Source organism: Rhodopseudomonas parapalustris (genome assembly GCF_053772255.1).
In genome coordinates this window covers 44,502-65,632 of sequence record NZ_JAMKBZ010000009.1, presented here as the reverse complement: position 1 = coordinate 65,632, position 21,131 = coordinate 44,502, and the positions used below count along the sequence as shown (strand labels likewise).

Below are 21,131 nucleotides of genomic sequence, written 5' to 3'. Positions count from 1 at the left end.
ACATGCCCTTTGCTGCCCATCGAGAGGTCTCGACGAAGGTAAGGGCATAATCAGTTATATGTACATAAAAGAAACAAGCTCGACCTTCGACTAGCGGGGACGGCCGACGTTCGCACGCCCAGCCTTCGCTAGCGACGCCAGCTCGCGATCACGCGATCGCTCCCGACATAGTTGCGGAAATGCAACGTATGGCACCAAAAATACCCGCTTCTGGCCGTTTCTGCACACCCAATTACCGAATTGCTTAACGTCCAGGCACTTGCGCGCGAACTGACCGATTTTGCCCATTGCGGTTCGCAAAGCGGCCAGCGCAGATATTATATGTAAATGGATTATATGATTGTGACGTCGTGATGGCTTTCCCAGAATTTCTGCCGGCCACGGGAGCGACCTGTCGCTCGGCATGCGGGGATCCGGCGACGCTCCAGATCGGTCTCTCCGCCCCGACAACCCAGCACGATGACGCGTTGACCGCGGAATCGTCGCGTCTCGATCGCGCGACGCTCGATCGGATCGGCCGGAGCACCGACCTCACGACACCATTATCGCCGGCGGCCGGCCAAGGACCGCGGCGCTTCTCGTTTTCCGACGCAAAGGGGCGTCGTTCACAGGGGGCAAGAATGAAACGAGTGAGCCAGCTGAGCATCCTGCTCGCGAGCGCGGCGACGATGACGTCAGTCGACGCTGCACGAGCGGGCAACGAAGGCGTCTATGAATTGGGGACGATTCATGTGACCGCGGCCGGTGCCAACTCGTCGGAGTTCAATAACTTCGGCGGCAGCACGGTCTCCAACCAGCAGACCGAGCGTTTCGACAAACACACGCTCGACCGGGCGATCGACCTCGTTCCGGGCGTGGCCGCAGGCACCACCGGCAGCCAGCGCAACGAGACCAACATCTATATTCACGGCTTCGACCGGCTGCAGGTGCCGCTGTCGATCGACGGCGTGCGCATTTATCTTCCCGCCGACAACCGGATCGATTTCTCGCGCTTCCTCACCGACGACATCTCCGAGATTCAGATCGCCAAGGGCTACGTCTCGGTGCTCGACGGTCCGGGCGGCCTCGGCGGCGCCATCAACCTGGTGACGAAGAAGCCGGTGCGGCCGATCGAAGGCGAATGGCGTTCCCAAGCCGAGTTCGGCAACGGCGGCCGGTTCGACGGCTTCCGCAATTACGGCCGGGTCGGCGGCCGGCAGAACGACTATTACTTCCAGGCGAGCGCGAGCTGGCAGAAGATCGATGGCTGGGAGCTGCCGTCGAGCTTCACGCCGACCGTGAACGAAGACGGCGGGCGGCGCGACTTTTCGTCGTCGAACGATTGGAGCGTCAACCTGAAAGCCGGATGGACACCGAATCCGGAGGACGAATACTCGATCAACTTCATCCGCCAGAACGGCCGGAAGGGCGCGCCCTACAACGTCGAGCCGACGTCGTCGCAGAAATACTGGTCGTGGCCGTATTGGAACGTGCAGATCCTGTCCGCGGCGACCAAAACGGCGATCGGCGACGACGCCTACGTCAAGACGCGGACCTTCTGGGAGACGTTCGACAACGCGATCGACATGTGGGACGACGCCGCGCAGACGCTGCGCTATTCGAGCAGCGCGTCACGCTCGATCTATCAGGACTGGGCGATCGGCAACACGATCGAGGTCGGCAAGGATTTCGGCCAACTCGACACGCTGAAATTCGCCACCCATGTGCGGCGCGACAATCACTCCGAGTGGAACGAACTCTACACCGACAGCTACGGCCTGAACGGCACGACGACGCCGAAAAGCAAGACCTGCGCTACCACCAAGACGGCCAACTTCAATTGCTTCGACGAACCGGCCCAGACGTCGACCGAAGACACCTATTCGGTCGCGACCGAGAACACCGTCCATTTCGGCCCCCAGATCGACTGGGTGCAGGGCATCAGTTACGACTGGCGCCACATCAGTAAGGCCGAAGAGTATGTGCTCGGGCAAGTCAGCAAGTCGGTTTACTACGAGCCGTACTGGATCAATTACCCGCTGAGCGATTCCTCGGCGCTGAACTGGCAGACCGCGGCGGTCTGGCGCTATTCGGAGACCGCCAAGGTATTTGCGAACATCTCCGACCGCACCCGCTTCCCGACGCTGTTCGAACGGTTCAGCTCACGGTTCGGCACCGGCGCGTCGAATCCCGGCCTGGCGCCGGAGCGCGCCATCAACTACCAAATCGGCTGGACCAACGCCTTCGCGCCGAAGAGCCAGATTTCGATCCTCGGCTATTACGCCACGGTCGAGAACATGATGCAGTCGGTCGCCACCGGCCGGAGCTACACCGACCCGATATCCGGCAAGGTCTCGGCGATCACGCAATACCAGAACGTCGGCGACGGCTACCGCTACGGCGTCGATGTCGCCGTCGATTACGCCTTCACCCCAACGCTGATTGCGGGCGGCAACATCTCCTACATTCACAACACACTCACCAATCCGATCGACCCGTCGATCCAGCAGACCGGCATTCCGACCGTGAAGGGCATGCTCTATGCGAGCTACAGCCCGGTCGAAGGACTGACTCTGACGCCGAACGTGACCTATGCGGACGAACGCTGGTCGCAGAAGACGGAGGTGATCAGCAACAAATCGGTCTCCAGCTACGTCAAGACCGGCGCCTATGTGCTGGCCAACTTCGCGGCTGATTACAAGGTGCGCGAGAACTTCACCGTGTCGGGCGGCGTGAAGAACATCTTCGACAGGGATTACCAGCTCGCCTGGGGTTATCCGGAGCCCGGCCGCACGTTCTACGTCGGCTTCAAGGGCACCTTCTGACCGTGTGAACGCAAGCAGGCCCTGCTCCGGCGGGGCCTGCAACGGAGAATTCGATGCACGACGTTTCGCTGACACCCACCGCGGTGTTCGCCCAGGCCGGGCCGGTCGTCAAAACCGTGCTGGTCCTGTTGCTCGCGGCATCGATCCTGACCTGGGTCTGGATCGTGGAAGCGGTGGTGGCGTTCATGCGGCTGTCGGCTGCGCTCCGCCGCAGCCGCGACGGCGACGACGCCACCATCCTCGCCGCTGTCTCGGCCGCAGGTGCGGCGGCACGCGAGGCGTCACCGCGAGGCGCAAGCGAAGCCGACCGCCGGGCAAAAATCGTCGACGCAATGACCCGAGCTGCACGCGACCTGGTCCTGAAGGCCGAAGGCGGGCTGCCCAATCTGGCGATCGTGTCCTCGGTCGCGCCGTTCGTCGGCCTGTTCGGGACGGTGTGGGGAATCATGACGAGCTTCGCCGGCATTGCCGAAGCGCGGGACACCAGCCTGGCTGTGGTCGCTCCCGGTATCGCCGAGGCGCTCGCGGCGACCGCGTGGGGACTTGCGGCCGCGATTCCGGCGTCGATCGGGTACAACCGCATCGGCGCACTGTTCAACAGGACCGCGATCGCGCTCGACGATTTCGTGCAGGCAGAGGCCGAGCGCCTGACCGGAGCGGAGCTCGAGCGACCCTCCGCGAGATCCCGGTAGGAGCGCCGCCTCATGGGCGTTCTCGAAGCGATGCGTTCTCGGGGCAGCGAGCTGCGTCCGCAGGCGGACATCAACGTCACGCCGCTGGTCGACGTGATGCTCGTGCTCCTCATCGTCTTCATGGTGACCGCGCCGATGCTGACCGCCGGCCTGCCGGTCGATCTGCCGAAAGCCGCAACTGCACCTCCGCTCGAGCGATCCGAGCCGATCGTCGTCACGCTCGATCGCGACGGCAACGTCCAGCTCGGCGACACCAGCGTCGCGGTGGACGGGGTCGGCGATGCCATCCTGACGCTGACCGCCGGCGACCGAACGCGCGCCGTCCATATCCGCGCCGATCGCGAATGTCGGCACGGAGCGGTGGTGGCGGTGCTCGACCAACTCGGCGCCCACGGCCTGTCCCGCGTGGCGATCCTGACCGAGCGCGCCCCTGGCGGCCGCGCGCCGCGCCAGGACGACAAACCGCGCGATCCGAGATGACGGAGCCGACTCCGGCGCTGACACCCGGCGGACGGCTCGTGCTGCTCGGCGCGGTCGCCGCCTTTCACGCGATGATATTCCTGCATTGGGCGGCGACGCCGTCGGCGCTGGCGACCGAGACGCCGATGGAAGTGACAATCATCGCGGTCGGCGAAGCGGCGATCGATATCCCCGAAGCCGTCGCGGCACCGGCGCAGCGTTCGCAGCCCGAACCGCCCGAAAGCTCTCCAGCGGCCAACGAACCAGCGCACGCCAACGATCAGCCGCCCTCCCCCGCACCTTCCCCGGAAGTTGTCGAGACGCCGCAATCCCCCATCCGGGTCGAGACCTCGGCGAAGCCGAACCGGCCGCAGCCATCGCGACCGGTTAAGCGTCACGACAAGAGAGACCACAAGCACATCGCCGCACCGGCTCGCCCCGCCTCGCGCCCCGCAGCCGCGACCTCCGACGACACCGGCGATTCCGAGATATCACGCGTCCGGACACGCATGGGTGCGGACACAGGACAGCAGACATCGACCGCCACGTCCCGGGCGAGCTACGCAGCGCTGGTGGTCGCCGAATTCAATCGCCGCAAAGTGTATCCGGCATCCGCGCGCCAGACCCGCCAGCAGGGGACGGCTTCACTGTCGTTCGCTATCGGGGCGTCCGGCAAAGTAATCAGCTACAAAATCACCCGCTCGACCGGCAACGAAGCGCTCGACCGCGCAATCGATTCGATGATGAAAACCGCCCAACCACCCCCGCCGCCGGACGGGCTGTTTCGCGGCCATTTCGTCGTGCGCTTCTCGCTGAACGATTGAAATGATGGATCGAGGGGGACGCGGGCCTCAGTTATAGCCGCGGCAGTCTGCTGCGAACGGACACGGCGTATATTGCGGAGAGGGACTGATTTCCTCCCTACCCCCGTTCGCTAACCAACTGGTGTTTGAATTCTATCCGTAGGCCTGCCGGTCATCGTTCGCCTGAATGCGTCGATCGATCCGCAAACACCTTCTCGAACCGGAACGATTCCCCGCCCGGGATTCCCTCTCGGGTCTCGGGATGCGGATCCGGATGATGAACGTTGTAGAATTCGACGATCTTGAAGCCGCATTTGTTGACGTAGAAATGGATGTTGCGCTTCTCGAAATACGGGGTGTGCGTTTCCCAGGCCACTGTCTCGGGATACATCTCTTCGATCGCACGCCACGCTCTGGAGCCGATGCCTCGACTGTGATGCTCGGTAGATACGAAGAAAAGATCGAGAGAATTGCGGTGCGAGACGGTGTCGATGGTCAGCACGACTCCGCCGACACGCACCCCATCAAGCAGCAGGTGATACGTGACCGCCCCCGGCGCATGGAAGAAATCACCGAGCTCTGCGTCTGAAGGGATCGGGCCTTCGGGGACCGTTCCGAATGCCGCCGTAAATCCGGCAGCGAACGCATCCTGCAGATTCTGACGGAAAGCCGCCAGGTCGGCGTCCTGCGCCGGAACCAGGATGACACGATTTGCCTCGTTCAATTTCATTGCTTCGTCTCCTGCATTGTCGACCTGTTTTCCAATCGTCTCAGTCATAGAGCCGCCCGCCCATGCGTCATCGAAAGCCGGAGGCGAGCTGTTCCCCCCGCTTCTCCATATTGGCGGGGCCTTAGCGAGTGACCTCAGCATCGGCTTCCGGTAGCGCGAGCAACATGACCCAGCGGTCTGGCGGCAGGGTCTGCCCGAGCGCACTCCGTTCGGTGGTCACGGCGATCTGCTCGGCCCGTGGTCGCAGTGCGAGGACCCGGTCGACGCAGGCCGGTGCTGCGGCCGGACATATCCCGACGAAGCCGCTGCGACCGAGCGTTTCAGCCGAAGTCCACGGCGTCAGTTCGGGCGCGCCGACCAAGAACATGCGCGGATGGTCGGGGCTGTAGAACGATACGGTCGTGATCTCCTCGCTGTCGCCGACTACGAACTTGAGTGGCGTGCCGGCGCGCTCACGCCACAGGTCTGTTGCTAGCGCCGCCAAACGATCCAGCCGCGGCGACAGCGCACGGTTCGGTTCGAACAGCACCTTCACCGTCGCGAGCCCCGGCGCCGCCATCAACGCTCCCACCCCGAGCATCAGCAGGATCACCGCCGCCCTGGCCAAAGCGCGCAGCGGCACCGCAAGCCTCGGCAACGTCAGAACGGCGAGCGGGACCAGCGAGAACAGCGGGACGGTCCAATCGCTCTTCATCAAGACCGGCGTCGCAATGGCGGCGATGAGCGGCCCGATCGTCAACACGGCGACGATGATCCAGATCTGGCAGGCGCGATCCAGCGCGTCGGCCGGGGGCGCCGCCACACGCCGAAGCCGCGGCAGCGACACGGAGACGGCGCCGGCCACCAGCGCCGGCAGCAGCAGAGCGAAGGCGTGCAGCGTGGAGTCGATGGCATACCGTGCCGCCGTCCCGCGATCGAACACGAGATATTGCGAGGCATAGCGGAACGGCGTGAAGCCGACCGCATAAAGCCAGTCGAGATGCAGAGCAATCGCCAGCATGAAAACCGCGACCGCCACATAGGGCACCGGCGAGCGAAACAACCGGTTACGGTCCGGTCGCGTCACCGCTGCAACCGCTATCGCCACCAGCGCCCACGCGCCCCAGTATTTCGTCATCACCGCGGCGGCGCCGGCGAGCCCGATTACCACGCCCCACAGCGCGGTCCGCCGTTCGGCTGCGACGATATAGGCCCAAACGATCAGCACCACGAACGGCAGTTGCAACAAGTCGGGATTGAACTTGTAGCCCTTGAAATTCAGGATCGGGTAGATCATCGCCAGCAGCGTGGCGAGCACGGCGCGCCGGCGATCGACCACCTTCCCGGCCAGCAACCTGATCAGCAAGACGGTGGCGCCGGTGACAGCCATCGCCAGCGCGTAGAAAGCCCAATCGCTGGTCGGAAACACGCTGAACCACGCCCGCGCCACCCACCCGGCCATCGGCGGGTGCTTACCCGAGCCCCAGGCCAGGGTCTGGCCCCACGCGAACGCTTCCGTGCTGTCGGAATGCAGCACCTGAGCGAATTTCAGGATGGTCAGCACAGCGACCCACAGCAGCGCGTTGCTGAGGACAACGCCCAACAGCAACGGAGTGCCGAGCCGCGGATGCACCAGCGCCGCAGCGCCGCGGCGAATAGCGCGTTGCAACCAGCAATAGCGGATCACGGCCGGCCGGGACGAGGCCGCGCCCGAATCGCGACGAAGCGCGTCGGCAGTCGCGAGATTCACTGGCTTGAATCGGCTAACGCGATACGCAAGCGAAGTCGATCATCGTCCTGCAGGCCGAGCCGAGGATCCGTCAGATCCGCTTCCTGCTCCGGGACCAGGATGACGCGTTTTGCCTCATCCAATCTCATTGCTTCGTCTCTTGCATTGTCGACCTGTGTTTCCCAATCGTCTCGCTCATAAAGCCGCACGCCGATGCGTGATCGCATCGGCCGGATGCGGCCCGGTGTCGACATCGATTACCTCCGGCGTCAGCGTATCGACGTCGCCGCCCCATCCCCCTCCGAGCGCCTTGTTCAGTGCGATGTAGTCCGCAACAATCTTGACCCGGCTCTGCAGCAACGAATCTTCGGCGCTGTAGAGCGATCGTTCGGCGGTCAGGACGTCGAGAAAGCTCGACGATCCGGAACGATACAGGGACTGCGACAGGCTCGCTGCCTGCCGGTAGGCCGTGGTCGATGTCGCCAGAAGGCGGCTTCGCGAACGCTCGTGACCGAGCGACACCAGGGCGTCTTCGACGTCCTTCAATGCGGCGAGCACAGACGCCTGATAGGCCAGAAACTGCTGGTCACGCTGCGCCTGCGCGATATCCACCGCCGCCCGCAATTTTCCGCCGTTGAAGATCGGGACCGTGAGCGTCGGACCGAGCGACCAACTGATCGACGAGTTCTTGCCGAGATCGCCGAGCTTGGTGCCGGAGGTTGCAATGTTCCCCGTCAAGCTGACGCTCGGATACAACGCCGCTTCGGCCTGCCCGATCCGCGCCGTGGACTGCGCGTAGCGGCGCTCTGCCAGCCGCACATCGGGACGCATGAGCAAGACATCGGCAGGAACACCGGCCGGCACCGGCAGCTTCGGCGCCGGGATCGGCCTCGGCCTCGCCATGCGGTCCGCCAGCGCGGCCGGCGGCCGTCCTGTCAGCACCGACAGCCGATGCACGGTTTCAGCATACGCCGTCTCGAGCGTCGGAACGAAGGCGCGCGTCGTCGCCGCCTGCCCGGTCGCATTGGCGAGGTCCGCCGCGGAGGCCGTGCCCGCCGCCAAGCGATTGCGGGTGATCTTGGTGGTTTCGTCCTGCGACAGCGCCGTGCGACGGGCGAGCGCGATGCGCGCCTGATAACCGCGTGCTTGGACGTAGTTCGATGCGACGTCGCCGACCAGCGTCAGCAGCGCTGCGCGCAGATTCTCACCCGAGGCATCGATGCCATATGCCGCCGCCTCCACGGCCCGGCGGTTGGCGCCGAACAGATCGAGCTCCCAGCTTGCATCGAAGCCCGCCTGATACAGACCAGACGTACCGTTCTGTCCGACCGGTGATGACGGACTGCCGATATTTGTCCCACCGGGTACCGCCGACAAGGAGTTCGTCCCCTTCGCCAGCCGTGCCGAGTCGCTGTTAGCGATCGTCGGAAGCAACGCGCCCACCGCCTGCCGATAGCTCGCTCGCGCCTCGCGCACGCGCGCGCTCGCCGTCGCGACATCCAGATTGCCATCCACCGCCTCGGTCACGAGCTGATCCAGCAACGGATCGTGAAGCCGAGCCCACCAACGCGTCAGCTTGGGCGGCGCAGTCGTCACGCCCCCAGTCCGGCTCCAATGCGTCGGCGTCGCGAGAAGCGGGGTCCGATAGTCGGGTCCGACCGCGCATCCGCCGAGCAACGCCGCAACGAGGATCATCAGTATCGCAAAGGACGGCGCGGGCGCAGGCTTCGCAGGTGGGGCTGGCGGCTGCGCGGGCGGTGACGTCTTCGCAGGGGCCAGCGGAATCTCGATCGCGCAGCCGCTCAGCGCAGTAGCAGTCGACGCCAACGTCACGACCATCGCTCCGGCGCGCCCGCAGCGCATCAGCCACCGCCGAGCCCGCATCATCCCGGTTCGCGCTTCCATCATGTCTTCCCTCACGACTCGCGCCGGCCCGACAAGGCGACCGCGTCAGGCGGGGACAGGCTGGCGGGGATCTCGGGGCCGGCCGCGCCTCTGAACACACGCCGGACCACGACGAACAACAGCGGTGCGAAGAAAATGCCCAGCAGTGTCGCCGCCAGCATGCCGCCCATCACGCCGATGCCGATCGAATTCTGCGCCGCCGAGCCTGCGCCGCTGGCCACGACGAGCGGCGTGACACCGAGGATGAATGCAAACGAAGTCATCAGGATTGGCCGCAACCGCTGCCGCGCGGCGAGCAAGGTAGCGCGATGCAATCCCAGCCCCGCCTGCTGGCGCGCGATCGCGAATTCGATGATCAGGATGGCGTTCTTGGCCGCAAGGCCGATCGTGGTCAGGAGGCCGACCTTGAAGTACACGTCGTTGGTCTGACCGAACATCAGCGCGGCCGCCAGCGCGCCGAACACGCCGACCGGCACCGAGAGCATCACGGCGAACGGGATCGACCAGCTCTCGTAGAGCGCCGCCAGACACAGGAACACCACAAGAATGGAGATCGCGTATAGCGAGGTCGCCTGATTGCCGGAGAGCTGTTCCTGCCGCGACAGCGCGGTCCATTCGTGGCCGAAGCCGGCGGGCAGGCCGGCAACGAGGCGATCGATCTCCGCCATGGCGGCGCCGGAGCTGACCGACGGCGCGGCATCGCCCTGGATCTGAACCGCGGCCGCGCCGTTGTAACGCTCGAGCCGCGGCGAGCCGAAGGTCCAGCGGCCGGACGCGAAGGCGGAGAACGGCACCATCGCGCCGGAGCTGTTGCGGACGTACCAGCGATTCAGGTCCTCCGGCTGCATCCGGAAATCCGCCGCCGACTGCAGGTAGACCCGCTTGACGCGGCCACGGTCGATGAAATCGTTGACGTAGCTGCTGCCCCACGCGATCGACAGCGTCGAGTTGACGTCGGCAAGATTGAGGCCGAGCGCGCTCGCTTTCTCCTGATCGATGTCGATCGAAAACTGCGGCGTATCATCCTGCCCATTGGGTCGGGTCCCGGCCAGAAGCCGGCTCTGACCGGCGGCGCCGAGCAACTGATCGCGCACGGCCATCAGCTTGTCGTGCCCTGCGCCGTTGATGTCCTTGAGATAGAAATCGAAGCCGTTGCTGGTTCCGAGCCCTTCGATCGCCGGCGGCGCCAGCGCGAACACCTTCGCGTCGCGAATGCCGGCGAACACCGCCATGGCGCGTTCGGCCACGGCATTGGCGGAGAGGTCGGTGTCTTTGCGTTCGGCGAAGTCCCGCAGACGCACGAAGGCCATGCCGACATTCTGGCCGGCCCCGGAAAACGAAAAGCCCGTCACCGTCATGAGGCCATCCACCGCTTTGGTCTCGTGATCGAGAAAATGGCGGGTGACCTTGTCGAGCACGCGCTCGGTGCGGTCCGTGGTGGCGCCGACCGGCAATTGCACCGACACCATCAGCAACCCCTGGTCTTCTTCCGGCAGGAACGAACTCGGCAGGCGGATGAACAATGCGCCGGCAGCCACGATGACGAGCACGAACGCGACCAGCCCTTGCCGCGGACGCCGCAGCATGCCCCGCGCCCCGGCCTGATAGGCATCCGTGCCTCGGCCCAGCACGCGGTTGAACCATCCGAACACGCCGCGCTTCTCGTCGTGCGCCCTCGGCGGCCGAAGAATCGTCGCGCACAAGGCCGGGGTCAGCACCAGCGCCACGATCACCGACAGCACCATCGCGGAGACGATCGTCACCGAGAACTGCCGGTAGATCACCCCGACCGAGCCGCCGAAGAACGCCATCGGCACGAACACAGCCGACAGCACCGTGGTGATGCCGATCAGCGCGCCGGTGATTTCCCTCATCGATCGGACCGTGGCCTCGCGCGGCGACAGCCCCTCGTCGTGCATCACGCGTTCGACGTTCTCGACCACCACGATTGCGTCGTCGACCAGAAGGCCGATCGCCAGCACCATGGCGAACATGGTCAGCGTGTTGATCGAATAGCCGGCCAACGCCAGCACGCCGAAGGTGCCAAGCAGCACGACCGGCACCGCCAGCGTCGGAATCAGCGTGGCGCGAAAATTCTGCAGGAAAACCAACATCACCACGAAGACGAGGACGACCGCCTCGACCAGCGTGCGAGTGACGTCGCGAATCGAGATCTCGACAAAGGGCGTGGTATCGTAAGGGTAGACGACCTTGACGCCTTGCGGCAACGTCGGGGCCATCTCGTTGACCACTGCCTTGACGGCAGCGGCCGTCCTGATCGCATTGGCGCCAGTCGCCAGATTGATGGCGAGCCCCGTCGCCGGCAGGCCGTTGTAGGTCGACGCGCTCGTGTAGTCCTCCGCGCCGAGTTCGACGGTGGCGACATCGTTGATCCGAACCATCGACCCGTTGGTATCGCTCTTGACGACGATGTTGCGGAATTGCGCCGGCGTCTGCAGCCGGCTCTGCGCGGTGACGGTCGCGTTGAGCTGCTGGCCCTTGCGCGCCGGAAGGCCACCGAGCTGACCGGCCGAGACCTGGGTGTTCTGCGCCTGGATTGCCGCGGTGATGTCGGCCGGCGTCAACGCGTATTTCAGCAGCTTCTCCGGATCGAGCCAGATCCGCATCGCATAGCCGCCGCCGAACAGCTGGGTATTGCCGACGCCTTCCACCCGCTTGAGCCTGTCGTTGAGCGAGCTCTTCACATAGTCGGCGAGATCGGTCTCGCTCATCTTACCGTTGGTCGAGACGAAGCCGACGATCATCAGAAAGCCGTTGGTCGATTTGGTGACCGAGAGCCCCGTGGTCTGGACGATCGACGGCAGCAGCGCGGTGACGAGCTGCAGCTTGTTCTGCACCTGCATCTGCGCGACGTCCGGATTGGCCTTGTTGGTAAAGGTGAGCGCGATCTCGGCCTGGCCGCTCGAGGTCGACGACGCAGTCATGTAGTCGAGGTTGTCCAGCCCGGTCATGCCTTGCTCGATGACCTTGGTCACCGAGTTCTCGACCGTCCGCGCATCCGCGCCCGGATAGCTGGCGCTGATCTGGATCGTCGGCGGCGCGATCTCCGGATATTGCGACACCGGCAGGGTGGTCAGCGCCAACAGCCCGCCGAGCATGATCACGATCGCGATCACCCAGGCGAAGATCGGCCTTCGGATGAAGAATGCGGAGATCATGGCTCTGCCCTTGGACGAGCGGCGCGTCGTTGCAGCGGCAGGCGTCCGCGCACTTCGCCGGTCGTGTCGTCGACAACAACTTCGGCAGCGGCGGCCTTCTGCCCAGGGCGCACATGCTGCGTGCCTTCGACGATCACCCGATCGCCTTCGCGAACGCCGGCGCCAACCAGCCAGTTGTTGCCGACGCTGCGGGTCACGGACAGAACGCGCTCTTCGACCTTGTCGTCGTTGTCGAGGAACATCGCGACCGCCTCACCCTTCGTGTTCCGAGTGACGGCACGCTGCGGCACCAGGAAGCTGTCGGGCGCGACGCCTTCTTCGACGACGGCGCGCGCAAACATACCGGGCAGCAGCAGACGCTGCGGATTGGGAAACACCGCCCGCAACGTCACCGTGCCGGTCGAGGTGCTGACATTGGCCTCGGAGAATTCGAGCTTGCCGGACAGCGGATAGATCGCGCCGTTTTCCAGCTTCAGTTTCACCGCGACATGCGGACCGCTCACTTTCAGGCGCCCGGAGTCGATCGCTTGCCGTAGATTGAGCAGGTTGGTGCTCGACTGAATGACGTCGATAAAGATCGGGTCGAGCGTGCGGATCGTGGTCAGCAGCCCGGTCTGGCCCGCCGTGACCAGCGCGCCGGGGGTCAAGGACGAACGGTCGGTTCGGCCGCCGATCGGCGCTTTGATCGTGGTGTAGTCGAGATTGATCCTGGCTGTTTCGACCGAAGCCTTTGCGGTGGCCACCTCCGCCTTCGCTTGCGCGAGCGCGGCGACCGCATCGTCGAAATCCTGCTTGCTGACGGCGCTCTGTTTGACGAGTCCCTGATAGCGCTCGGATTTGGCCTGCGCGCTGGGCACGGCAGCTTCCGCCTTCCGCAACGCCGCCACTGCGCTGTCATAGGCTGCCTTGTAGGGAGCAGCGTCGATCTGATAGAGCGACGCGCCCTCGGCGACCTCGCTCCCCTCCTTGAACAGGCGCAGCTGAACGATGCCGGAGACCTGCGGACGCACCTCGGCCGTCTGCGAGGCAACGACGCGGCCGGGAAGCTCTGCAGTCATCGCCACCGCCTGCGGGTGAAGCGTCACGACACCGACCTCGGGACGCCCGACGCCGGCGGGATCGACGCCGTGGCCGGCTGACTGCGGCTTGCATCCGACAAGCGCCACGGCAAACGCCAGTGCCACGATCGCGGCAACGGTTGATTGGGACAACACAGGCTTCATTCTCGAGGGAGTACGACGCACGCCCCCAGCCGGAGCTTGGGAACGCAATGCGATGAGGCGCGAGACTTACCCGCCGCGCATTGGTCGCGTGTGGAGACGATGTGGAGGGTTGATGGAGGCGGCGATCCCACGACCGCCCAAAGACAGCCTGCTGACGAAAAATGAAAATCAAATCAATCGATTACGCGAAACTTGACGTCCCGGGTCGCTCGTGCGGTCGGCAGGATTTTGGCCGCGATCTTCGCTAACAAGAGACGGGTCGCCGATCAGCGACGCTGAAAGGGAGCAATGTGATCCGATGAGAAAGTTGCTATTAAAGGCCGCGATCCTGATGGGCACGCTGTCGTTGTGGAACGGCAGCGCGCTGGCAATGCCGCTCGGACGCGCGCTGCTGCACACCTCGCCGGACGTGATCCAAGCCGACTGGCAATGCGGCCGTGGTTGGCATGTCACGTCCTGGGGCACCTGCCGTCCCGATCGCCGTCTCGGCTATCGGTTTTCTTCGTGGCCGTACCGCTATGATGGTTATCGCGCCGACGCCTGGAGTGACGAATACAGCTGGCCTCACGACGACCCCTCGCATGACGACGATACTCCGCCGGCCTACGACTGGTCATGGGACCACTGACCTCGGCAACCTCGAGCTGCGCCGATCCCGCCGACCATCGCGATCGGCGCACTCCGGTTGGACATGAACGATGAACGAACTCATCCTGATCGCTGAAGACGAGCCGGAAATCACCAAGATCCTCGACGCGTATCTGGTGCGGGAAGGATTCCGCACCGTGAATGCGGCCGATGGACAGACTGCGCTCGATCAGCACGCGATCCTGAAACCGGATCTCGTTCTGCTCGATGTGAAGATGCCGAAGATGGATGGCTGGGACGTCCTCGCCGAATTGCGTCGTCGGGGGGAGACGCCGATCATCATGATCACCGCGCTCGATCAGGATCTCGATCGCCTGCAGGGATTGCGTCTGGGCGCTGACGACTACGTCGTCAAGCCGTTCAACCCGCTCGAGGTCGTTGCCCGCACCAAGGCGGTTCTGCGACGGTCGGGGCACGCGGCCAGCCGAACTATTCTTCGCATCGGCAAGCTCGAAATCGACCTCGAGAGTCACCTGGCGAAGGTGCATGGCGACGAGGTCGCGATGCCGCTGCAATTGACCCTGACGGAATTCCGACTGCTGGCTCATATGGCAAAGGCGCCGACGCGGGCTTTCGGCCGCAACGAACTGATCGACGCCTGCCTTCCGGGCGGCGACGCGCTGGAGCGGACGGTCGACAGTCATGTCAGCAATCTGCGCCGCAAGCTCGACGAGGCGGGCGCCAGCGGCATGATGTCGGTCGTGCGCGGAATCGGCTACCGACTGATCGCCGCATGAAACGTTATCGCCTCAGCGGGCAGATCACGCTATCGATGAGCGTCGTCGCCGCCATCGCGGTCCTGATGGTGTTCGTCGGCACGTTCATCTTCTACACCATCTATCTGACCTGGTTTCCGCCGCCTCCCGGCCCGCCGCCGCTGCTGCCGGAAGCACCCGACTTCGTCCTGATCGCGATCTTTCTTCTGCTCGGCCTCGCCATCGCGATCCACGCCGCACTGCGGCTGACGCGGCGAATCCTTGCGCCGCTCAATTCTCTGGCGGAAGGCGCGCGCAAGATCGCAGCCGGCGACCTCACAGCGCGGGCGGTGCCGGGCGATCGCTCGCTCGGCGAAACCGCCCAACTCGTCGACGATTTCAACGCGATGGCCCAGCGTCTACAGGACGTAGCGCAGTCGATGGCGTCGTGGAACGCAGCCATCGCTCATGAACTGCGGACGCCGCTGACGATTCTGCGTGGTCGCCTGCAAGGGCTCACCGACGGCGTCTTCGAACCAAGCGATGAGCTGTTCAGGAGTTTGCTGGCTCAGGTCGAAAACCTGTCACGTCTCGTCGACGATCTGCGGGTCGTGACCCTCTCGGACAGTCAGCGCCTGGACATGCGCGTCGAGCCGACAGATCTCGCCAGCGAGGTGGAGCAGGCTGTCGAGGCGATGCGTCCCGCGCTGGAAGGGGCTGGTTTCTCCGTGCGGATGACAGCCAAGCCGGTAACGCTGCCATGCGACGGCACGCGGATCCGACAGGCGCTGCTTGCGCTCCTGGAAAACGCGCGCCGTTACGCGACGCCCGGCGTGATCGAGATCCGGATGACTCCTGAGAAGGCGGACGTCGTCCTCGCCGTCGAAGACGAGGGGCCGGGCTTGAGCGCGGAATTCGCCGCCCAAGCCTTCGATGCGTTCGCACGCGCCGAACCCTCACGGTCTCGGCAATTCGGCGGCTCGGGCCTCGGATTGTCCGTGGTCCGCGCGATCGCCGAGGCACATGGCGGACACGCGCGATACCGAACATCGAATATAGGCGGCTCGATTTTCGAGATCGTCCTTCCCGTCGGCGGACCAGACGTGGACGGAAAGGCCGCGCCTCACGCTTCGTCGAAGGCCTGACGGTTGAATGGTGACGTCTCTATGGCCCGGAAACCACGGTCTCGGAGACCGTCACAGAATGTCGGGCCGCATCCATTCTGAAACGATCGACGTCCGCTTCTGCCCGATGCCCCCTATTCGGTGGCAAGCGTCGGATCCCCTGGCGGTTACGATCACCGCCTTTAGCGCGAGAGAGAGCCGTTATTCTTCCGGATCTTTCGAAGCGTGAAAAGCTGGCGGAGAGGGAGGGATTCGAACCCCCGATAGGCTTGCACCTATGCCGCATTTCGAGTGCGGTGCATTCAACCACTCTGCCACCTCTCCTTCGGTGCCAAAGCGGGCGATTCTCGCCCGGTGGTCGGGGCGTGTTCTAGGCGAGGAGCGACGGATAGACAAGGCGCACGGCGGCGGATTTCTCTCCAGAATTGACCGGCGAGCGCCAGACCGCCGGCCGCGCAGGGCCGGCAGCCGCGGGGGATCAGGCCTTCTCCTTGCTATCCTTGTCTTTTTTCCCCTTGTCCTTGTCCTTGTCCTTGTCTTTGTCTTTCTCCCGCTCCTTCTTCGCCTTGTCCTTGTCACGGCGATTGGTGAAGCGGGCGTTGCCGAGGCCGGTGCCGATCGTCAACACGCCCCAGCGCTCGAACTCCTGCATGAACGGGACCTCGCTCAACCCCTGGGCGACGCCGTCATTGTGCATCAGGATCGCGGTGTCGTGCTGGCCGATCATCGGGATGCCTTCGACCAGGCTGCGCGGCAGATGGAATTTGCTGCTCTCCCAGTTGCCGGGCAGGTTCTGTGCGCCCTTTTCGATCGCCCCATCGGCGTTGATCACACCCGGGCAGGAGATGCCGATAAAGGGCGCCAGCTTGAAGCCTTCATCCTCGGCGTCCGAGATCAGATCCTTCAGCATCCGGGTCAGCCGCTTGACCGCCGCTTCGCGTGTCGGCTCGTCGTCCGCATGCCGCCACAGATCGGACTTCCACACCGAGGCCTTCGACAGGTCCGGCGCCTTCTTCCAGGCCGTCTCGACCACGCCGCAGCGGATGTTCGAGCCGCCGATATCGACCGCCAGAATGCTGTCGTGCGCTTCGAATATCCAGGACGGCGCCAGATGCAGGCAGCCGATCAGCCCGGCCTCGTCGGGGTGAAATCGGATCGGCACCAATTCGATCTTATGTCCTTCGGATCGCAGCAGGATTTCGGTCCGCGCGATAGCGATTTCACCGAGCCGGCTCTGCCGGAAGCCGCCGCCGACCACGATACACTCGGTATCGGCCCAGGCCTTGGTCTTGAGGAAGCGCTTGGTGACATAAGCCAGCTCCTGGGCGAAATCTTCAATCGCACCGTGCACCAGCGCCGCGGCGCTGGCTTCGTCTCCGGTCAGCACCTTGTCGAGCATGCTCTTGGAGATGTCCTCGGTCGCGGTGTCGCCGAACGGATCGGAGCCGGACTTGCGGAGCGGCTTGCGCCAGGAATCGAGGATACGCTGGAAGGCCCCCTTGCTGGCGCGATCGCCCAGAAAGCCGTCGTCATCCTTCAGTTCGATATTGTAGGTATCGATGTCCACCGACGGCAGCCGCGCCGCACCGTGAACGGCGATGCCCGCGGTCGTCGTGGTCAGCGTATCCTCAGCCATAGCCGCTTCCCCCGCATGAAAACCGGATGACAACGATCCGGGAACCGGTTGGTTGCATGCACGGGACGGTGGGGGACGACCTGGCTGACGACCTGGCTGACGACTTGGCCGTCGGCCCGACCGCCCTTGGACCGGCCGATTCGAGGCGAGTTCGGCCGGCTTTGTCTTGACTTGACGTTGCTGCCCGATATAAGTCCCGCAGCGGCGCGGGCAGGTCTCGCGCCGAATCCTTTTGTGCGGCCAGAGGCGCTTTCGCCCGGCTCAAGTCCAACCGCACGGAAACCCGCGGCGTTTTCGCCGCAAGTCCGCAACAGACTGACCAAAAAGCCGGCCCGGGTCACCCGAGGACGGGATCGAACACGAAGGAAGAAAAACGATGTTCGCAGTCATCAAAACCGGCGGCCGGCAGTACCGTGTCGTTCCGGAAGATGTGCTCGAAGTAGGCAAGCTCGACGGCGACGTCGGCACCATTATCCAGCTCGGCGAAGTGCTGGTGCTGGGCGGCGACACCCCGGTTCTCGGCGCGCCCACCGTGGCCGGCGCCACCGTGGCGGCCGAAGTGCTGGATCACAAGCGCGGCCCGAAGGTGATCGCGTTCAAGAAGCGCCGCCGCAAGCACTCCAAGCGCAAGCGTGGCTATCGCGACGAAATCACCGTGCTGCGGATCACCGAGATCCTCGCCGACGGCAAGCAGCCCTCGGTCGGCCCCCGGCCCAAGCGCGCCAAGGCGGCCCCGGCTGCGGAAGCTGCCGAGTAAGTCGCAGCGCGCAGCAGGCGTGTCAAAAAAGCGGGATGATTCCGTAACGGGATTCATCTAAAAGGTATTTCGGATTTTGGAGACGAGCCATGGCTCATAAAAAGGCGGGCGGTTCCTCGCGCAACGGACGTGATTCCGCAGGCAAACGCCTCGGCGTCAAAGCGTTTGGCGGCGAGCATGTGATTCCCGGCAACATCATTGCGCGTCAGCGCGGCACTCAGTGGCATCCCGGCCTCAACGTCGGCATGGGCACTGATCACACCTTGTTCGCCAAGGTGGAAGGTCGCGTCGAATTCCGCGCCAAAGCCAACGGCCGCACCTACGTATCGGTACTCCCGATTGCGATGCAGGCGGCCGAATAGACGGTGGACAGAAATATGTGTCCGCCGGGTCCTGTCAAACCGGCGGAGCACAACTAAGGGCTCCAGGGGAGGCGGGATAACCGACCTCCCTTTTTCTTTGCGTACTTTCTACGGCGCATCTTCAGGAGCCCGCCATGTTGCAGGAGATCCCGACCACCACGCCCTCGTTGCGCGAGGCGAGACCTTGCGTCCTCGAGACCGAGCGGCTGACGCTGCGCAAACCGGTTCTCGCCGACGTTCAGGCCATCGCCTCGCTCGCCAACGATCGCCGCGTCGTCGAGATGACCCGGCGGATGCCCTTCCCCTATACGCGCGACGACGCCGCGCGCTTCGTCACTGCGCTGACCCAGGGCCATGACAGCGTGTTTTTGATCGAGGCCGAGGATCTGGAGCCGATCGGTCTGGTCGGCGTCGATTGGAGCGAGCGCGACGCGCCCGAACTCGGCTATTGGCTCGGCGTCCAGCACTGGGGCAACGGCTACGCCACTGAAGCTGCACGAGCGGTGATCGACTTCACGTTCGAGGTGCACGGCGCCAAGCAGATGATCTCCGGTGCCCGCGTCATCAATCCGGCGTCGCGCAACGTGCTGGAGAAGTGCGGCTTCCAATGGACCGGTGTCGAGCTGCACCGCTTCGAGTCGATCGGATCGTCGACCCCCGTCGACTGTTTCCGCCTGACCCGCGGGGTGTGGTCGTCGTTGAAGAAGTGGGGCACCGCCAAGCGGCGGTGCTGACCAGCGCCTCGACGCGCCATCATTAAACTGAACGGATCGGCCGGGCTGCGACCCGGCCGATGCTGTTTCGAGACAGTCGTATCAAGCCGCACCTGCGCTGTTACCCGCCGCTTAACCACGGCCACACGACCAGCCGCCAGCCTCGGTCAGAACCGAGTTCAGCTCAATCCGCAGGCTGCGTAGGACGGACTTCCAACCACGGAGGTTCGAAATGCCCGCTCATCGCTACATCCAAGCCATCTTCGCCCGCGAGCTCGCCGAAGAGATCCAGCCGCTGGCGCCGGCGACGATCGATCAGATCGAACGCGCCGCCGAACGTGCTGCGGAAGCGGAAAAGCACCGCGAACGCACCGAGCAAATCGGTTTCCGTTTCGTCGATCTCGACCGCCGTTTCGGCATCTGATTGCGATCGGCACAGCGCGGTCCATCGGCGCTTAACCATCGCCGATCGATCGCGCCGCTTCGACCTTCGCACATACGCGATCTTCATCAACGCCGTGTAGTTAGGCGTGAGTTCGACCAGGGAGGCCGAGATGCCCGATTCGCCCAACCAGACCGTCCCCGTCCGTGACGTGCGCGACGAATTCCGAGCCGACCTCGACGCTTTCGAGGCGACCGAACGCAAGTTGCTGACCGAAGAACGCCGCGAACGCGCGCGCCAGCTCGGCGAACGCTTCAGCGGGCTGACGCTGCGGGTCGGCGAGTAATCAGCTGCGATCCGCCGCCCTCGATGCGCTGCGTTCGCGCCAGCCGAGATACAGCCCGGCCGCGATGATGATCGCGACCCCGACCACCGTCGCCCGCGACGGCACGTCGCCGAACAGCAGCCAGCCGAACGCGGCGGCGAAGATGATCATCGTGTACTGATACGGCACCACGACGCTCGCCGGCGCCAGCCGCAAGGAACGGTTGACGCACAGCAATCCGACCGCCGACACCGCACCCGAAATCGCGAACCACACCAGATCGGTCGCCGACGGCGTGATCCAGCCCGACGGTGCCAGCACCAGCCCCAGCAACAGCGTGCCGACGAACTGCTGCGACGCCAGCACCATGTCGGGAGTCTGGCGCAGGAATCGCGTCAGCAACAGCAGACAGGCGAACAGCACACTGGCCAGGATCGCGATCAGCGCCGGCCAGCTCATCGTCTGGGCCGACGGTTGCAGCGCGATCAGCACGCCGACAAACCCGATGACGATCGCGATTCCGCGCGGCCGGTCGATGGTCTCGCCGAGGAACAACGCGGCGCCGACCGACACGAACAGCGACGACGCCAGATAGAAGGTGATGACGTCGGCGAGCGGCAGATAAACGGTGGCCAGATAGAACACCGCGACTTCGCAGGCCGCGATCAGTGTCCGCGCCAATTGCAGACCTGGCCGCTCCAGCCGCAGGAACGCCGAGCGCTGGCGCCAGATCAGCGGCGACAGCACGAACAGCCCGGCCAGCGCCCGCAGAACCAGGAGCTGCCCGACCGAATAGATCGCGACCACTGTTTTGCCGGCCGCATCGGCGAACGAAAACGCCAGCATCGCCAACAGCATCAGCAGAATGCCGGCGATCCGGGACGTGCGCGGGTCGGACCCGGTGGTGATTTTGGCGAACCGCCCCATATTGGCCCGGATGGTTGTGACCGTCGCTTATCGCCCCGGGGCGCTGGCCGGAGCAAGGC

19 protein-coding genes and 1 tRNA gene are annotated in these 21,131 nt (G+C 64.6%); 11 read left to right on the top strand and 9 right to left on the bottom strand.

The features are described 5' to 3' along the window. Positions 1-620: 620 nt before the first annotated feature. From M9H71_RS10385 to M9H71_RS10370, 4 genes are read left to right on the top strand one after another with little or no spacing between them, the layout of a single operon-like run. A complete protein-coding gene (locus tag M9H71_RS10385) occupies positions 621-2,804 on the top strand; it encodes a TonB-dependent receptor (protein WP_455404946.1) in 2,184 nt (727 codons plus the stop codon). A gap of 53 nt (positions 2,805-2,857) precedes the next feature. Continuing rightward, positions 2,858-3,496, top strand: coding sequence for a MotA/TolQ/ExbB proton channel family protein (locus M9H71_RS10380; RefSeq protein WP_455404945.1), 639 nt, complete (start codon positions 2,858-2,860; stop codon positions 3,494-3,496). A gap of 12 nt (positions 3,497-3,508) precedes the next feature. After that, a complete protein-coding gene (locus M9H71_RS10375) occupies positions 3,509-3,976 on the top strand; it encodes an ExbD/TolR family protein (RefSeq protein ID WP_455404944.1) in 468 nt (155 codons plus the stop codon). After that, positions 3,973-4,779 (top strand): TonB family protein, encoded by an 807-nt coding sequence (locus M9H71_RS10370; RefSeq protein WP_455404943.1) that lies wholly within the window; start codon positions 3,973-3,975, stop codon positions 4,777-4,779. The genes M9H71_RS10375 and M9H71_RS10370 overlap by 4 nt, the downstream gene beginning before the upstream one ends. A gap of 151 nt (positions 4,780-4,930) precedes the next feature. Here the strand turns inward: M9H71_RS10370 and M9H71_RS10365 are convergent, their stop codons facing one another. The 5 genes from M9H71_RS10365 to M9H71_RS10345 form a co-directional block, all read right to left on the bottom strand. Further along, positions 4,931-5,488, bottom strand: a complete 558-nt coding sequence (locus tag M9H71_RS10365; protein WP_455405042.1) for a GNAT family N-acetyltransferase — start codon at positions 5,486-5,488, stop codon at positions 4,931-4,933. 121 nt (positions 5,489-5,609) lie between these two features. Next, a complete protein-coding gene (locus tag M9H71_RS10360; protein ID WP_455404942.1) occupies positions 5,610-7,217 on the bottom strand; it encodes a glycosyltransferase family 39 protein in 1,608 nt (535 codons plus the stop codon). A 174-nt stretch (positions 7,218-7,391) separates the two neighbouring features. Continuing rightward, complete coding sequence (locus M9H71_RS10355) at positions 7,392-8,891, bottom strand: efflux transporter outer membrane subunit (RefSeq protein ID WP_455405041.1); 1,500 nt, start codon at positions 8,889-8,891, stop codon at positions 7,392-7,394. 221 nt (positions 8,892-9,112) lie between these two features. After that, positions 9,113-12,280, bottom strand: a complete 3,168-nt coding sequence (locus M9H71_RS10350) for an efflux RND transporter permease subunit (protein ID WP_455404941.1) — start codon at positions 12,278-12,280, stop codon at positions 9,113-9,115. Further along, positions 12,277-13,494: an efflux RND transporter periplasmic adaptor subunit gene (locus M9H71_RS10345; protein ID WP_455404940.1), complete on the bottom strand. Its 1,218-nt coding sequence runs from the start codon at positions 13,492-13,494 to the stop codon at positions 12,277-12,279. The genes M9H71_RS10350 and M9H71_RS10345 overlap by 4 nt, the downstream gene beginning before the upstream one ends. A 307-nt stretch (positions 13,495-13,801) precedes the next feature. Here M9H71_RS10345 and M9H71_RS10340 point away from each other — a divergent pair, with 307 nt between their 5' ends. The 3 genes from M9H71_RS10340 (at position 13,802) to M9H71_RS10330 (ending at position 15,991) form a co-directional block, all read left to right on the top strand. Beyond that, on the top strand, positions 13,802-14,131 hold the full coding sequence (locus M9H71_RS10340) for a GCG_CRPN prefix-to-repeats domain-containing protein (RefSeq protein WP_455404939.1): 330 nt from the start codon (positions 13,802-13,804) through the stop codon (positions 14,129-14,131). A gap of 70 nt (positions 14,132-14,201) precedes the next feature. Further along, entirely contained in the window at positions 14,202-14,888 is a 687-nt protein-coding gene (locus M9H71_RS10335; RefSeq protein ID WP_455404938.1) for a response regulator, read from the top strand. Beyond that, positions 14,885-15,991, top strand: coding sequence for an ATP-binding protein (locus tag M9H71_RS10330; RefSeq protein ID WP_455404937.1), 1,107 nt, complete (start codon positions 14,885-14,887; stop codon positions 15,989-15,991). Before M9H71_RS10335 ends, M9H71_RS10330 begins: the two co-directional genes overlap by 4 nt. A gap of 213 nt (positions 15,992-16,204) precedes the next feature. Here the strand turns inward: M9H71_RS10330 and M9H71_RS10325 are convergent. Together M9H71_RS10325 and M9H71_RS10320 are read right to left on the bottom strand one after the other, a co-directional pair. After that, positions 16,205-16,294: transfer RNA gene (locus tag M9H71_RS10325), tRNA-Ser, on the bottom strand. Between the two features lie 154 nt (positions 16,295-16,448). After that, a complete protein-coding gene (locus M9H71_RS10320; protein WP_455404936.1) occupies positions 16,449-17,606 on the bottom strand; it encodes an ROK family protein in 1,158 nt (385 codons plus the stop codon). A gap of 376 nt (positions 17,607-17,982) precedes the next feature. On the opposite strand from M9H71_RS10320, the gene rplU reads away from it, so the two are divergent. From rplU to M9H71_RS10305, 3 genes are all read left to right on the top strand, one after another. Continuing rightward, on the top strand, positions 17,983-18,363 hold the full coding sequence (gene rplU / locus M9H71_RS10315) for a 50S ribosomal protein L21 (RefSeq protein ID WP_047308166.1): 381 nt from the start codon (positions 17,983-17,985) through the stop codon (positions 18,361-18,363). Between the two features lie 89 nt (positions 18,364-18,452). Further along, complete coding sequence (gene rpmA, locus M9H71_RS10310) at positions 18,453-18,725, top strand: 50S ribosomal protein L27 (protein WP_011155727.1); 273 nt, start codon at positions 18,453-18,455, stop codon at positions 18,723-18,725. A gap of 134 nt (positions 18,726-18,859) precedes the next feature. Then, positions 18,860-19,459, top strand: coding sequence for a GNAT family N-acetyltransferase (locus M9H71_RS10305; protein WP_455404935.1), 600 nt, complete (start codon positions 18,860-18,862; stop codon positions 19,457-19,459). Positions 19,460-19,622: 163 nt separating this feature from the next. On the opposite strand, the gene M9H71_RS10300 is transcribed toward M9H71_RS10305, so the two are convergent. Continuing rightward, on the bottom strand, positions 19,623-20,009 hold the full coding sequence (locus M9H71_RS10300) for a hypothetical protein (protein ID WP_455404934.1): 387 nt from the start codon (positions 20,007-20,009) through the stop codon (positions 19,623-19,625). Here M9H71_RS10300 and M9H71_RS10295 point away from each other — a divergent pair. Further along, the gene (locus M9H71_RS10295) at positions 19,993-20,166 is read left to right on the top strand and encodes a hypothetical protein (RefSeq protein WP_455404933.1); all 174 of its coding nucleotides are present in this window, start codon (positions 19,993-19,995) and stop codon (positions 20,164-20,166) included. The two genes, M9H71_RS10300 and M9H71_RS10295, sit on opposite strands and share 17 nt — an antisense overlap. Here the strand turns inward: M9H71_RS10295 and M9H71_RS10290 are convergent, their stop codons facing one another. Then, positions 20,167-21,072, bottom strand: a complete 906-nt coding sequence (locus M9H71_RS10290) for a DMT family transporter (protein ID WP_455404932.1) — start codon at positions 21,070-21,072, stop codon at positions 20,167-20,169. Positions 21,073-21,131 lie beyond the last annotated feature (59 nt).